We start from the raw sequence: 14,100 nt of genomic DNA on the forward strand, positions 1-14,100 counted from the left end.
GCTGACGACCTGAGAGGCGGTGCGGCGATGGAGCACGACGAGCTCGTCGGTGCGCTGCTCGCGCTGCGCGAACGCGTGGCCGACCTGCGCCTGCCGCTCGAGACCGCCATGGCACCCGGTGGCCGGTCGGACCGCGCGCGCGTGCTCGACCAGCTCGACGACTACCTGCTGCCGCGCCTGCGGGATCCGGGCGCGCCCGTGCTGGTGGTCGTCGGCGGCTCGACGGGTGCGGGCAAGTCGACGGTGGTCAACTCGCTGGTCGGCACCGAGGTCAGCCCGTCGGGCGTGCTCCGGCCGACGACCCGCTGGCCGGTCCTCGTGCACCACCCGCTCGACGTGCGCTGGTTCAGCTCGGACCGGGTGCTGCCGTCGTTGAGCCGCGCCGATGCAGCGGGGGAGCAGGGGCTGACMGGCGCGCGCCCGGGGCTCCGGCTGGTGGCGTCCGACGCGGTGCCGGTGGGACTTGCGCTGCTGGACGCACCGGACGTGGACTCGGTCGAGGAGGGCAACCGCGTGCTCGCGGCCCAGCTGCTGGGCGCCGCGGACGTGTGGCTGTTCGTCACGACCGCCGCACGGTACGCGGACGCGGTGCCGTGGGAGCTGCTGGCCGACGCCGCACGCCGTGGGACGCACCTCGCGCTCGTGCTCGACCGCGTGGACCCCGGCGCGGAGACGGCGGTGGGCGACCACCTGCGGCAGATGCTCTCGGACGCGGGCCTGGCCTCGGCCACGGTCATCGTCGTCCCGGAGGTCGAGCTGGAGGACGGGCTGCTGCCGGAGGCCGCTGTCGGGCCGATCGCGGACGTCCTCACGCGCACCGCGACGGACCCGGCCGTCCGGGCGGCGGCGCTCGCGGAGACGTGGGACGGCGCCGTGGCGGACGTGACCCGGCGTGCGCTCGCCCTGGCGACCGCCGCCGACGAGCAGCGGGAAGCGGATGCGCGGCTGCGTTCGGCGGTGACGGCGGCGTACGCGACGGCGGACGACCAGGTCGCCCACGCGACCTCCGACGGGTCGCTGCTGCGCGGCGAGGTGCTGGCGCGCTGGCAGGACGTCGTCGGCACCAGCGAGTGGTTCCGGTCGCTGGAGCAGGGGGTGTCCCGGCTGCGTGACCGGGTGGTCGGCTTCGTGCGCGGTCGGCGCCCTGCGGAACCGGCGCTGGTCGAGGCCGTCGCCCACGGCCTGTCCGCGGTCATCCAGGACGCCGCGGAGGAGGCTGCCGAGACGGCTCACTCGGCGTGGCGGCACGATCCCGCCGGGCTGGCCCTGCTGGACGGTCTGGCGTTGTCCCGGGCGTCCGCGGACCTGCGGGCGCGGACGGCGGAGCAGGTCCGGGCGTGGCAGGGCGACGTCCTGGGCCTGGTGGAGACGGAGGGTGCCGACCGGCGCACGACCGCGCGGGCGCTGTCCTACAGCGTGAACGGGCTCGGTGCGGTGCTCATGGTCGCCGTCTTCGCGTCCACCGGCGGGCTCACGGGCGCCGAGGTCGGCATCGTCGGCGGGTCCGCCCTGCTGGCGCAGCGGGTGCTGGAGGCGGTGTTCGGCGACGAGGCCGTGCGGCGGCTCACGCAGGAGGCGCATCTCCTGCTCGCGGCCCGCACGGACGCGCTGCTGGACGAGGAGTCGTCGCGGTTCACCCGCCAGCTCGACGCGACGGGCGCCGCGGGCCGGGACGGCGACGACCTGCGCGCGGCGGCCGGCCGGGTGCAGTCGGCGATGTCGACGCGGACCGCGGCGACCGCGTGGGGGGCCGGCGAGCTCCCGGCCGGCGGCGGTGGCCACCTGCGCGGGACGGGCGCCGTCGCGCGGTCCGCCGAGGTGGCGGTCACCGAGGAGCCGGAGCGCCCCAGGTGGTGGTCACGCTGGCGGCGGGGAACCGGGTGAGCGGGGCGTCCGGCACGCTGCGCGCGCGGGTGGCGGCGCTGGACGAGGCCGTGGGGCTCGCACGCGGTCGGCTGCCCGACGTCACGCTCGACGCGCCCGCCGCGGTCGTGGCCCGGGCCCGCGACMGTGCGGCGCTCTCCGGCGAGTACACGGTCGTGGCGCTCGCGGGCGCGACGGGCTCGGGGAAGTCGTCCCTCATCAACGCGCTCGCGGAGGCGCACGTCGCCGAGCCGGGCGTCCGACGCCCGACGACGGGGCAGCCTGTCGCCGTGATCGTCCCCAGCACGGGCGGCGAGAGCGAGCACGGCGCCGACGAGCTCCTCGACTGGCTCGACGTCCGCGACCGGCACGTCGCGAGCAGCCGGGCGCTGCAGGAGTCCGCGACCGGCCTCGTGCTGCTCGACCTGCCCGACCACGACTCCGTCGTCACGGAGCACCGCACGATCGCCGAGCGGCTCTACGAGCGGGTCGACCTGCTGGTCTGGGTGGTGGACCCGCAGAAGTACGCCGACGCCGCCCTGCACGCCCGCTACCTGCGCGGTCTGCGCGACCACGCGGGCGTCGTGGTCCTGGTGCTCAACCAGGCCGACCGGCTGGCCCCCGCCGAGCAGCGCGCGATGGTCGCGGACCTGCAGCGTCTGGCGTCCGAGGACGGGCTCGGCGCGTCGCCGGTGCTGGCGGTCAGCGCCTCGACCGGCGCCGGGGTCTCCGAGCTACGGGACCTGCTGGCCCGGGCCGCGCAGCGGCGGCTCGCGGCGACGGAGCGGGTGACCGGTGACGTGCGGCAGGCTGCGCGCACGCTGGTGGACGCGTGCGGTTCGCCGCCGGACGCGCGCCGGGAGGTCGGCGCCGCCGCGGTGCTGGTGCGTGCGTGGGAGTCCGCGGCGGGCGTCGACGAGGTCGCGGACGCGGTGCGCCGCTCGACCAAGCGGTCGGCGCGCGCCGCGACCGGCTGGCCGGTGACGCGGTGGGTCGCCCGGCTTCGCCCTGACCCGCTGCGCCGCCTTGGCCTGGGCCGCGAGCGCGTGCAGGCGGGCCAGGACGACCTGCTGCGCTCGTCCCGGTCGGCGCCGGCCGCGGGTGAGCGGTCCGCCGCCCTCAGCGCGGTGCGCTCGTACGTCGACGCCGCGACGGCCGGTGCACCCGACCACTGGGTGCTCGCCGCCCGGTCCCGCGCGGCCCACGTACAGCTGGACGACGTGCTGGACCGGACCGTCGTGCGCGTCCCGCTGGGGAGCGCCCGGGTGCCGTGGACCTGGCGGTTGCTGGCGTTCCTGCAGTGGGTGCTGCTCGTCGTCGCGGCCGCCGGGCTCCTCTGGCTGCTCCTGCTCGCCGGTCTCGGCTGGCTCCGGCTGCCGGCCCCGGAGACGCCGATGTGGTGGGGGTTCCCCGCGCCGACGCTCCTGCTGCTCGGCGGGGTGCTGGCAGGCCTGCTCGTCGCCGGGCTCGGGTGGCTGCTTGGAGTCCTCGCGGGCCGGCGACGGGCGTCGAAGGCGCGGCGGAGGCTCGGCGCCTCCGTGGCGGAGGCCGTGAACGACCACGTCATCGGACCGGTGGCCGCGGAGATGGACGCGCTGGCCCGGTGCCGTGCGGCGGCGTCGAAGGCTGCGGCCTGACCGCTCCTAGGATCGAGCGCATGACCCGCCTCGAGATCCCGGTGCAGCTGCGCTGGTCGGACATKGACGCCTACCAGCACGTGAACAACGTGGAGATGCTCCGGCTGCTGGAGGAGGCCCGGATCGAGGCCTTCTGGAGCCATCCCGTGGCTCCGGACGGCAGCCGCGTCGAGAGCGCGTTCCCCACTGCTGTCATCGACGCCGGGCCCGGCGCGGAGGTGTCCACCCTCGTCGCACGCCAGGAGATCGAGTACCTCAAGCCGCTCGGGTACCGCCGGACGCCGGTCATCGTGGAGATGTGGCTGGGGCACCTCGGCGGCGCCAGCCTGGACGTCTGCTACGAGGTGCGCGACGCGGGAGAGGCCGGTCCGGAGCGCGTCACCTACGCGCGGGCGCTCACCACGCTGGTGCTCGTCGACAACGCGACGGGGTCTCCCCGACGCATCGCACCCGAGCAGCGGGAGGCGTGGTCGACGTTCCTGGAGGAGCCGGTCACGATCCGGCGGCGGCGCTGAACCGCCTGTCGGTGCGCGCCCGTTCGGCAGTCTCCGCGGCACGGGCGATGTTCCGCTGCATGCCGCCGAACACGATCCCGTGGAACGGGTACACGGACCACCAGTAGACCTGTCCGAGCAGACCCTTCGGGTGGAACAAGGCGCGCTGCGCGAACACCGTCTCGTCGGGTACCTCCGTCGGCTCCACCCGCAGCTCCAGCCACGCGAGGCCGGGGACGCGCATCTCGGCGCGCAGCCGGATCAGGGTCCCCTCCTCGATCTCCTCGACGCGCCAGAAGTCGACGGCGTCGTCCACCAGCAGCTGCAGCGGGTCGCGGCGCCCGCGGCGCAGTCCCGGCCCGCCGACCAGCCGGTCCGCGAGCCCGCGGACGCGCCACGCCAGACCCCACGAGTACCAGCCCCGCTCACCGCCGACCGCTTCCAGCACCCGCCACAGCGCCGCCGGAGAGGCATCGACCGTGACCTTGCGCTCGTCGACGAACAGCGAGCCACCCGCCCAGTCGGGGTCGCTCGGCAGCGGGTCGCTGGGCGCCCCCTGGACGGCCGCCGACGACCACCTCGTGGTGACGGCCGCATCGTGGACCCGGCGCAGTGCGAGTGCCACGGCCCGGTCGAATCCGATCAGCCCGTCGGGCGGGTCGGGCACGTGGTCCGCGATGTCGTGCTCGTCGCACACGACCTCGTGCACCAGCGACTCGACCAGGGGGCGGGCCAGGCCGCCCGGCACCGGGGTCACCAGCGACACCCACAGGGACGACAGCTTCGGCGTGAGCACGGGGACCCCGACGATGATGCGCCGCTTCAGGTCCGCCGCGTGCGCGTACCGCTGCATCATGTCGCGGTAGGTCAGGACGTCCGGCCCACCGATGTCGAACCCACGGCTGACGTCGGGCGTCATGGCTGCGGACCCGACGAGGTAGCGCAGCACGTCCCGGATCGCGATGGGCTGGATGCGGTTCTCCACCCACTTGGGGACCGTCATGGCGGGCAGCCGCTCGGTGAGGTAGCGCATCATCTCGAACGACGCCGACCCGGACCCGAGGATGACCGCCGCGCGCAGCACCGTCGTCGGGACGCCGCTGGCCAGCAGGATCTCGCCGACCTCCGTGCGCGACGCCAGGTGCGGGGACAGGTCCTCGCCCTCGGGGTAGAGACCGCCCAGGTAGACGATGCGGCCGACGCCGGCCTCGCGGGCCGCCTGTCCGAAGACGAGCGCGGTGTGGCGGTCCGTCGACTCGAAGCTGCGGCCGGAGCCGAGCGAGTGGATGAGGTAGTACGCGACCTGCGTCCCGTCGAGCGCCGCGCGGATCTGGTCGGGCTCGGCCGCGTCGGCCGCGACCACCTCGACGTCGCCGTACCAGTCCCGGCCGCGCAGCCGGTCGGGGTGCCGGGCGATCGCCCGCACGCGATAGCCCGCCGCGAGGAGCTCGGGGACCAGTCGCCCACCGACGTACCCGGTGACGCCGGTGACCGCCACGAGCGGCGCATCGGGACGGGGTCGGCCGTCGGTGCCGAGGCCGGGGACCAGACCCGGGAGGGTGTCCGCCACGGGGGCGGGCAGGAGGTCGTCGACAGAGGTGGCCATCTGCGCAGTCTGCGGTGCCCGGCCGCGACGCGCACCCGGCCGGACCGGATCCTCAGCCGCCGCTCAGCATCGCCAGCGTCTCCCGCTCGGCGACGGCCTGCGACCTCGTGGCCCGGATCATCGTGCCCCGCTGCCACAGCTCGATCACCCGAGGGTCGATGTACGACGAGCGGCACACAGCCGGGGTGTTCCCGAGCTCCTCGGCGACGTCGCGCACCATCTGCGTCACCGCGCGCGTGCGGGCACGCTCGCTGGCCGGGGGTGGGCCGACGTCCGCCAGACCGCGGGCGGCGAGCACGGTCGCGTGCCACGTCCGGAAGTCCTTCGGCGTCGCGTCCTCGCCCAGCTGCGCCTTGACGTAGGCACCGACGTCCGCGCTGGTCACGTCGTGCCACCCGCCGTCGTCGTCGCGCCAGGCGAGCAGCTCGGGGCCGTCGTCGCGCCGCCGGGTCAGGCTGCGCACGATGGTGGCGACGTCGTCGTCCTCGACCACCGTGTCCCGCACCTGACCGGACTTCGCGGGGAAGTTCAGGTGCACGCGTCCGGGGTCGCCGTCGTTCTCGGGCGCCAGCACGCGCACGTGCGAGCGCAGGAGCGTCGCCAGCCCGTACGAGCCGTGCTGGAGCGCGTACCCCTCGCCGCCCACCCGCAGGTACGCCAGGTCGAGCAGCCGGAAGGCGAGGGCGAGCACCTTCTCCTTCGGCATCCCGTCCAGAGCGAGGTCGGCGCGGACCCGGCGCCGGGCCGCGGGCAGGCGGCGGGCGACGTCGAGCACGTGGTCGTGCTTGAGACGGCCGCGACGCCGCGTCCACTGCTGGTGGTAGAGGTACTGGCGCCGCTCGGCGTCGTCGAGGCCGGCGGCCTGGATGTGGCCGTTCGGCCAAGGGCTGATCCAGACCTCGCGCCACGCCGGCGGGATGGCGAGCGTGGTGATCCGCTCCAGGTGCTCCTCGTCGACGATCCGGACCTTCTCCAGGTCGAGATAGACGAAGCCCCGCCCGGCGCGACGTCGCGACCAGCCGGGGGCGTCGATGCGGACGCGACGGAGACGGACCATGCGGGAAGTGTCGCCCGCGCTGCGCGGCTCCGCGCGGTGAGGACGTCAGTCCGGGAAGCGGACCATGCCCTCCTGGGCGACCGACGCGACGAGCGTCCCGTCCTGCGTGAACACCCGGGCGGCGCCGAGCCCGCGACCGCCCTGCGCGCTCGGGGTCGACTGGACGTACAGCAGCCAGTCGTCGACCCGTACGTCGCGGTGCCACCACATGGCGTGGTCCAGGCTCGCGATCGACAGGCCGCGCGTCCGCCATGACTTACCGGCCCGGCGCAGGATCGGCTCGAGCATCACCTGGTCGCACGCGTACGCGAGCAGCGCCCGGTGCAGGAGCTGGTCGTCGGGCAGGGGACCACGCGACCGGAACCAGACGGCCTGCTGGCCGACCGCCTCCGTCGGTGGGTCGAGGTAGATCGCGCCGCCGACGTGCCGGACGTCGAACGCGGCCTCCTGCGTCCAGAACCTCGCGACGGGGTGGTCGATGCCGCTGAGCAGGTCGTGCGCCGACCGGACCTCGTCCGGACCGGGGATGCCGTCGGGCATCGGGTCGGCGTAGTCGAGCCCGGGCTGGTCCTCCTGGAAGGACGCGATCATCGACAGGATCGCGTCGCCGCCCTGCAGGGCATGCGTGCGGCGGGCGCTGAAGGAGCGGCCGTCCCGGAGGCGCTCGACCGCGAACGCGATGGGCTCGCGCACGTCGCCCGCGCGCAGGAAGTACCCGTGCAGCGAGTGCGGCAGGCGGTCGGGGGAGACCGTGCGCCCCGCGGCGAGGAGCGCCTGCGCGAGCACCTGGCCGCCGAACACCCGACCGCGCGGCTGCGGCAGGCTGTTCCCGGTGAACAGGTCGGGGGCGGTGGGGTCGTCCTCGAGCCGGAGGATGTCGAGCACGGAGGCGGTCGGGTCGGGCTCGGTCGTCATGGACGGCAGCGTCTCATGACGCCTGCGGCGGACGGGCGTCGAGAGAGCGTGACGTCGGTCGCTCAGTCGTCGAACGTGTTGAGCATCGAGTACGCCGCACGCTCCAGGTAGTCCCAGAGCTGCGCCTGGTGCAGGGGCGCGAGGTCGAGGCTGTCCACGGCGGCGCGCATGTGCAGCAGCCACCGGTCGCGCGCGTCCGGGTTCACCTTGAACGGTGCGTGCCGCATGCGCAGGCGGGGGTGCCCGCGCTCGTCGGAGTAGGTCGTCGGCCCGCCCCAGTACTGCTCGAGGAACAGCGTCAGCCGCTCGGCGGCCGGGCCCAGGTCCTGCTCCGGGTACATGGGCCGCAGCACGGGGTCGTCGGCCACGCCGCGGTAGAACTCGTCGACCAGCCGGACGAACGTGTCGTGCCCGCCGATCGCCTCGTAGAAGGAGTCGGATCTCACGGCGCCATCCTCACACGCGCGTCAGAGGCCGAGGTCCTCCAGCACGGGAAGCCCGGCGCGCACGACGGCCCGCGCGTCGGCCGCGCTGGACGCGGCGAGCGCCAGCTGGGCGAGGCGGCGGCACTCGTCCAGCGGCGTGAGCGCGAGGAGCGCGGCGACGTCCGGCAGGGCGCGCGGCGTCATCGACAGCGACGACACCCCGAGCCCGACCAGGACCGCCGCGAGGGCGGGGTTGGCGGCGGCCTCCCCGCAGACGCCGACCGGACGGCCCTGCTGCGCGCCACCGGCGCAGGCCGCGGCGACCAGGTGCAGGACGGCGGGCTGCCACGGGTCGGACAGCTCCGCGACGGCCCCGAGCAGGCGGTCGGCGGCCATGGCGTACTGCGTGAGGTCGTTGGTGCCGATGCTCGCGAACGCCGCGTGCGCCAGGATCGGGCCGGAGAGCAGGGCCGCGCTGGGCACCTCGATCATCACGCCGGCGACGGGCAGCCCGTGGGCGGTGCACGCGGCGACGAACTGCTGGGCCTCGTCGACCGTCGAGACCATCGGTGCCATGACCCAGACGTCGGCCGTCTCGGCGGCGGCCGCTCGGGCGATCGCCGTCAGCTGGTCCGCGAGCACCTCGGGGTACCGGGTCGCGGTGCGCAGGCCCCGGACGCCGAGGGCGGGGTTGACCTCGGCGTCCCCGGCGAGGAACGGCAGGGGCTTGTCGGCGCCCGCGTCGAGCGTGCGGACCACCACCTTGCGGCCGGGGAAGGCGGACAGCACGCGGCGGTAGGCGGTGACCTGCTCGTCGATGCTCGGGGCCTCGTCGCGGTCGAGGAACCCGAACTCGGTCCGGAACAGCCCGATGCCCTCGGCACCCGCGGCGGCGGCAGGGGCAGCGTCGGCCGGGTCGCCCACGTTCGCCAGGAGCTCGACGTGGTGGCCGTCGGCGGTGTGCCCGCGGCCGTCGAACGTGCGCACCTGCGCGGCGAGCGCCAGCGCGGCCAGGACCTGCTCCTCGGTCGGGTCGACCGTCACGGTCCCCGCGGACCCGTCGACGAGCACGAGGCCCTCCGCCAGCACGGCCGCCTCGGCCCCGCGCGCCGCGACGACCGTCGGGATGCCGCGGGCCCGGGCGAGGATCGCGGTGTGCGAGGTGGGCCCGCCCGTCCCCGTGACGATCGCGAGCACCCGGTCCGTGTCGAGCGTCGCCACGATGGCAGGGGCCAGGTCCGCCGCCACCAGCACGAACGGCGCGTCGTGCGCCGGGACACCCGGTGCGGGCCGTCCGGTGAGCTCGGCGACGAGCCGGTCGCGGACGTCGGCGATGTCCCGCGTGCGCTCCGCGAAGTAGCCACCGAGCGCCTCGAACTGCGCGGACACCGCCTCGGCGGCCTCCCAGACGGCGCGCTCGGGCACCAGCCGGTCGTCGACGACGCGCTGCTCGGCGTCGGCCACGAGGGTCGGGTCGGCGGCGATGGCCGCGGTCGCGTGCAGGAGGTCGGCGCTCTCGCCCTGGGCGCGGTCGGCAGCCGCGTCGAGCGCGGCGCGGACCACCTCGGACGCTGCGCCGATGCGCTTCGAGACCGCCGCGTAGTCGGTGCCCGGGGGGAGTCGTCGGCCCGAGGGTGGTTCCGCGATCGGGTCCGGCATGAGCACGGCGGGCGCGACGACGCGGCCGGGGCTCACCCCGATCCCGGTGATGACCGTGGGGGATGGCGCGTGCACCGGACTCACCTTGACGGGACCTCCTCGTCGACCTGACCGCAGTGTGGTCCCTCGACGTCCGGGAACGCCAGCCGGGCCCCGGCGGGGGACGGGGTGTGAGCGGTGTCTCAGGGTTACGCTTGCCCCCGGGCGCAGACGGCGCCGTGTGAGTGGGGAGTTCCATTGAGCAAGGCAGAGCAGATCCTCGCAGCGCTGGGCGGCGACGCGAACGTCGTCGACCTCGAGCCGTGCATCACCCGGCTCCGCGTCGAGGTGAGCGACGCCCATCTGGTCGACGAGGTTGCCCTGAAGGCCAGCGGTGCGTTCGGTGTGGTGCGGTCCGGCCGCATCGTCCAGGTGATCGTCGGCCCGGAGGCCGACAACCTCGCCGCAGAGCTCGACAGCCTGCGCTGACCGGCCGCCGCGGCGCAGGGGTGTGACCGATGACCACCCTGCGGTTGGTCAGCCCGCTGAGCGGCACCGTCCGACCTGTGTCGGCCGTGCCCGACCCGGTGTTCGCGGAGGGGATGGTCGGTCCCGGGCTCGCCCTGGAACCGCTGCACGTCCAGCACCAGACCGTGCTCGCGCCCGCCGACGGGATCGTGGGTGCGCTGCACCCGCACGCCTTCGCGCTCGAGCTCGGTGAGGGTCGGACGATCCTCATCCACCTCGGCATCGACACCGTGGGGCTCGCCGGGCAGGGGTTCACGCTGCACGTGGACGGCGGCCAGCACGTGCGGGCGGGTGACCGGCTGGTGACGTGGTCCCCGGTCGACGTGTCCGCCGCAGGGCTGGCGACGATCTGCCCCGTCGTCGCGCTGCAGGCCGACCCCGACCTGCTGACCGTGCTCGTGGCGGACGGCGAGACCGTCGAGGCGGGGCAGCCGCTGCTCGACTGGGCCTGACCGTCCGCTTGCCGTGCGCGGTCACCGGCGGCACGGTGGGGTCGAGCACGGGAGGCTCCGATGGCAGAGCTGCTGGTCGACATCATCACCTCGCTCGACGGGTACGCGTCGGCGGAGGGCTGGCCGGGCTGATGGTGGACAGCCGTACGTTCGACGGCAGGATCCAGCTGGTCGAGTACGTGCCGACCATCCTCACACCGGGCGTCTAGCGTTCCTCGGCCAGGGGCGGTTCCTCCGTCGGGACCGGCTCGTCGCGAGTGGCGGCGACGCGGGCGTCGCGGTTGCTCACGACGTCGTCGAGCGGGGTGTTGCGCGGGTCGCGCGGGGTGGCCTCGTCCTGCGGGGAGATCGCTGCACGGTGCGTCGCCATGAGGTCGCGCTGGCCGGCCAGCGGCACGTCGGCCCGTTCGAGCGCCTCCCGGGTCGCGGTCCGCAACTCGCGCGCCACCTCCCACTGCATGGCCGGCGACGTCTTGACCTTCAGGCGCAGCGTCACGGCGTCGGCACTGAGCCGCTCGATGCCGGTGATCGTCGGCTCCCCGAGGATGTGCGCGCCCACGACGGGGTCCTTGACCACGCGCGACGCGGCCTCCGTCAGCAGCGCGCGGACCTGGTCGAGGTCCGCGAAGTAGTCGACGTCGATCTCCACGACGGCCGTCGCCCAGCCCTGCGTCTTGTTGCCGACGCGCAGCATGGTCCCGTTGGGGACGTACCAGAGCGTGCCGTCGGAGTCGCGGATCTTCGTGATCCGCAGGGTGACCGCCTCGACGGTCCCGTTCGCCGGGCCGACGTCGACGACGTCACCGACCCCGTACTGGTCCTCCAGCAGCATGAACAGGCCGGTGAGGAAGTCCTTGACCAGGCTCTGCGCACCGAAGCCGAGGGCCACCCCGATGACCCCGGCGGACGCGATGAACGGGGCGAGGTTCACGCCGAGCTCGGCGAGGATCAGGAAGAAGGCGATCCCGCCGACGATGATCGTCGACGTCGAGCGCAGTACCGACCCGAGCGTCCGAGCGCGCTGGGCACGCCGGGCGCTGGACAGAGGGTTCGCCTTCGCCAGCACGTTGCCGACCTCGGACTCACCGATCGGGCGCAGGATGCCGCGGTCGAGGAACGGCGTCCCGTCGGCGACGTGGTTGGTGATCGTGCGGATGGACCGACGGATCAGGAACAGCACGATGCTGCTGATCGCGACGATGAGGATGATCCGCAGCGGGATGCCGACGAACCACTGCGCCCACGACTCGGGCGAACCCGCGTCGTCCGGGCCGAGCGGGTTGTCCGTCTCCCCGGGAGCGGGCGTGGACGCAGCGACCAGGAGCGCGGTCCTCAYGCGCGACCCCCCGCCAGACCCGTGCGGTCCGCGACGAACTGCAGCTGCTCCACCGTCAGGGTGATGGTCCGGGACAGGGCACGACCGCCGTGCCCCACGCCACGCTCGCGCCGGACCAGCACGGGCCGGTCGCTGCCGGTCGCCGCCTGCAGGGCCGCGGCGAGCTTGCGGGCGTGCAGCGGGTCGACGCGGGTGTCGCCCTCGAACACGGTGAAGAGAGTGGCGGGGTACAGGGTGCCGTCGGCCACCCGGTGGTACGGCGAGTAGCCCAGCAGCCAGCCGAGCTCCGTGGGGTCGTCGGCGTCGCCGTACTCCTCCGTCCACGTCACGCCGAGGCCGAACCGCTGGTAGCGGACCATGTCGAGCAGCGGGGCCGAGCACACGACGGCGGCGAACAGGTCCGGCCGCTGCGTCAGGGCCGCGCCGACCAGCAGGCCGCCGTTGGAGCCTCYCCAGCAGGCCAGCTGGTCCGGGGTGGTCCAGCCCTGCGCGACGAGGTGGTCGCCGACGGCGTGGAAGTCGTCGAACACGTTCTGCTTGTGCGCGCGCATGCCCGCGCGGTGCCACTGCTCGCCCTCCTCGCCGCCGCCGCGCAGGTTGGCGACGACGTACACGCCGCCCGCCTCGACCCACGCGAGGGTCGTCGCGGAGAACGCGGGGTCGAGCGAGATCTGGAACCCGCCGTAGCCGTAGAGGATCGTCGGTGCGGTCGCGAGCGGCCGGCCGGACGTGTCGAGAGCGTCCGTGCGTGCGACGACGAACGCACGGACGGTGGTGCCGTCCGGGCTGGTGACCTCGATCTGCTGGGCGCGGACGTCGGGCAGGTCGGCGACGAGCCCGGGGGGTGCGGCCCACAGGGTCGTCCCGCCGGTGCGGGCGTCGAACCGGTGCACGCTCGTCGGCGTCGTGTGGTCCGTGTAGGAGAACCAGATCTCCGGGCCGCCGTCGGGGTGCGTCGCCAGTCCCGAGATGGAGCCGAGGCCGGGCAGCGTGACCGTCTCGGGCCGGCGCTCGCCGGTGCCGGGGTCGTGCACGCTGACCTCCGACACCGAGTGCCGGCGCCAGGACGCCAGCAGGAGGGTCGGCGTCGTGTCCGTGCCGCCGCCGTCGATGAACGCCACGTCCTCCAGGACGGCGGTCGGGTCCTCGGCGAGCAGGGTGGTCCAGTGCTCGACACCCGGCGCGGTGGGCTCCGTGACCGCGATCCGTCCCCGCGGCGCGTCGAGGTTGGTGTGCACGTACAGCCGGCCGTCCCGGGCCACCCACGCACCCGTCTCGGCGTCGAGGCCCACGGCGACGTCGACGAACGACGGCTGCTCCAGTCCCGAAGCCGTCAGGTCCGCGATCCACACGTCCGTGCGCGGCGCGGTCCCCGCGGAGGCGGACACGATGAGCCAGCGCCCGTCCCGGGAGACCGACACGCCGTAGTAGTTGGTGTGGTCGAGGCCCGCGCCGAACACCTCGACGTCGTCGGTCGCGGGGGTGCCCAGCCGGTGCAGCCAGATGCGGCGGTGGTACTGGGCCTCGTCCTGCGGCAGCTCCTCCGGGGGGAGCCGGCGCACGTAGTAGAACGCCTCACCGCCGGGCAGCCAGGCCACGGGGGAGTACCGCGCCCGGTCGATGGGCCCGTCGACGAGCTCGCCGGTGGCCACGTCCAGGACGTGCAGCACGCTCTCCTCGGTGCCGCCCGACGACACCTGGTACGCCACCAGGTGACCCTCCTTCGACGGCTGCCACGTGTCGAGCGTGGTCGTGCCGGCGGGGTCGATCGCGATGGGGTCCAGGAGCACGCGCTCCTCGTCACCGTCGACCACCACGACGACCGCGTGCTCCTGGTCACCGACCCGGCGCGAGAAGAACCGGCGGCTGCCACGCCACGCGGGCGGGCTCACGAAGCCGGCGCCCAGCAGGGCACCCAGCCGGGCGGTCAGGACGTCGGTGCCGAACGGGCCGGCGGCCGTGAGGGTCGCGCGGTACTGCGCGTACAGGTCGTCCTGCGCGGTCGACCACGCCTCGGTCCGGTCCGACGCCGCATCCTCCAGCGCGCGGAACGGGTCGGCGACGCGGTGCCCGTGCAGGTCCTCGACCAGATCGGTGCGAGGGGCGGCCGGGTACGTGCGCAGAGCGGGTGCGGTCATGGTCCGCAAGG

Annotated in this window: 12 protein-coding genes; 5 read left to right on the plus strand and 7 right to left on the minus strand. The window is 74.7% G+C overall.

Translation table 11 applies throughout. The features are described from left to right. Positions 1 to 27 precede the first annotated feature (27 nt). From ACXJKF_RS15905 to ACXJKF_RS15915, 3 genes are read left to right on the plus strand one after another with little or no spacing between them, the layout of a single operon-like run. On the plus strand, positions 28 to 1,884 hold the full coding sequence (locus ACXJKF_RS15905; RefSeq protein WP_456788681.1) for a dynamin family protein: 1,857 nt from the start codon (positions 28 to 30) through the stop codon (positions 1,882 to 1,884). After that, complete coding sequence (locus tag ACXJKF_RS15910) at positions 1,851 to 3,500, plus strand: GTPase (protein ID WP_456788682.1); 1,650 nt, start codon at positions 1,851 to 1,853, stop codon at positions 3,498 to 3,500. Before ACXJKF_RS15905 ends, ACXJKF_RS15910 begins: the two co-directional genes overlap by 34 nt. A gap of 20 nt (positions 3,501 to 3,520) precedes the next feature. Then, a complete protein-coding gene (locus ACXJKF_RS15915) occupies positions 3,521 to 4,015 on the plus strand; it encodes an acyl-CoA thioesterase (protein ID WP_456788683.1) in 495 nt (164 codons plus the stop codon). On the opposite strand, the gene ACXJKF_RS15920 is transcribed toward ACXJKF_RS15915, so the two are convergent. The 5 genes from ACXJKF_RS15920 to ptsP all read right to left on the minus strand — a co-directional run bounded on the left by ACXJKF_RS15920 (position 3,993) and on the right by ptsP (position 9,731). Then, on the minus strand, positions 3,993 to 5,600 hold the full coding sequence (locus ACXJKF_RS15920) for an SDR family oxidoreductase (protein WP_456788684.1): 1,608 nt from the start codon (positions 5,598 to 5,600) through the stop codon (positions 3,993 to 3,995). The two genes, ACXJKF_RS15915 and ACXJKF_RS15920, sit on opposite strands and share 23 nt — an antisense overlap. Before the next feature lie 52 nt (positions 5,601 to 5,652). Continuing rightward, positions 5,653 to 6,657, minus strand: coding sequence for a DNA topoisomerase IB (locus tag ACXJKF_RS15925; protein WP_456788685.1), 1,005 nt, complete (start codon positions 6,655 to 6,657; stop codon positions 5,653 to 5,655). Between the two features lie 45 nt (positions 6,658 to 6,702). Continuing rightward, on the minus strand, positions 6,703 to 7,572 hold the full coding sequence (locus ACXJKF_RS15930; protein WP_456788686.1) for an acyl-CoA thioesterase: 870 nt from the start codon (positions 7,570 to 7,572) through the stop codon (positions 6,703 to 6,705). Positions 7,573 to 7,634: 62 nt separating this feature from the next. Further along, positions 7,635 to 8,018, minus strand: coding sequence for a globin (locus ACXJKF_RS15935; protein WP_456788687.1), 384 nt, complete (start codon positions 8,016 to 8,018; stop codon positions 7,635 to 7,637). A 21-nt stretch (positions 8,019 to 8,039) separates the two neighbouring features. Continuing rightward, positions 8,040 to 9,731 carry a phosphoenolpyruvate--protein phosphotransferase gene (gene ptsP / locus ACXJKF_RS15940; RefSeq protein ID WP_456788688.1) on the minus strand — a complete coding sequence of 564 codons (1,692 nt, stop codon included), beginning with the start codon at positions 9,729 to 9,731 and terminating at the stop codon, positions 8,040 to 8,042. Positions 9,732 to 9,893: 162 nt separating this feature from the next. On the opposite strand from ptsP, the gene ACXJKF_RS15945 reads away from it, so the two are divergent. Then, a complete protein-coding gene (locus ACXJKF_RS15945) occupies positions 9,894 to 10,124 on the plus strand; it encodes a glucose PTS transporter subunit EIIB (RefSeq protein ID WP_055921493.1) in 231 nt (76 codons plus the stop codon). A gap of 29 nt (positions 10,125 to 10,153) precedes the next feature. Beyond that, positions 10,154 to 10,615 carry a PTS sugar transporter subunit IIA gene (locus tag ACXJKF_RS15950; protein WP_456788689.1) on the plus strand — a complete coding sequence of 154 codons (462 nt, stop codon included), beginning with the start codon at positions 10,154 to 10,156 and terminating at the stop codon, positions 10,613 to 10,615. Between the two features lie 205 nt (positions 10,616 to 10,820). Here the strand turns inward: ACXJKF_RS15950 and ACXJKF_RS15955 are convergent, their stop codons facing one another. Together ACXJKF_RS15955 and ACXJKF_RS15960 are read right to left on the minus strand one after the other, a co-directional pair. Beyond that, positions 10,821 to 11,795 carry a mechanosensitive ion channel family protein gene (locus ACXJKF_RS15955; protein ID WP_456788690.1) on the minus strand — a complete coding sequence of 325 codons (975 nt, stop codon included), beginning with the start codon at positions 11,793 to 11,795 and terminating at the stop codon, positions 10,821 to 10,823. 152 nt (positions 11,796 to 11,947) lie between these two features. Beyond that, positions 11,948 to 14,089 carry a prolyl oligopeptidase family serine peptidase gene (locus ACXJKF_RS15960; RefSeq protein WP_456788691.1) on the minus strand — a complete coding sequence of 714 codons (2,142 nt, stop codon included), beginning with the start codon at positions 14,087 to 14,089 and terminating at the stop codon, positions 11,948 to 11,950. Between the last annotated feature and the right edge of the window lie 11 nt (positions 14,090 to 14,100).

Source organism: Cellulomonas sp. P5_C5 (genome assembly GCF_054049655.1).

Bases quoted from the DNA above. Each gene is read 5' to 3' on its own strand.
- ACXJKF_RS15920 (WP_456788684.1), bottom strand. From the start codon at position 5,600: ATGGCCACCTCTGTCGACGACCTCCTGCCCGCCCCCGTGGCGGACACC.
- ACXJKF_RS15925 (WP_456788685.1), bottom strand. From the start codon at position 6,657: ATGGTCCGTCTCCGTCGCGTCCGCATCGACGCCCCCGGCTGGTCGCGA.
- ACXJKF_RS15930 (WP_456788686.1), bottom strand. From the start codon at position 7,572: ATGACGACCGAGCCCGACCCGACCGCCTCCGTGCTCGACATCCTCCGG.
- ACXJKF_RS15950 (WP_456788689.1), top strand. From the start codon at position 10,154: ATGACCACCCTGCGGTTGGTCAGCCCGCTGAGCGGCACCGTCCGACCT.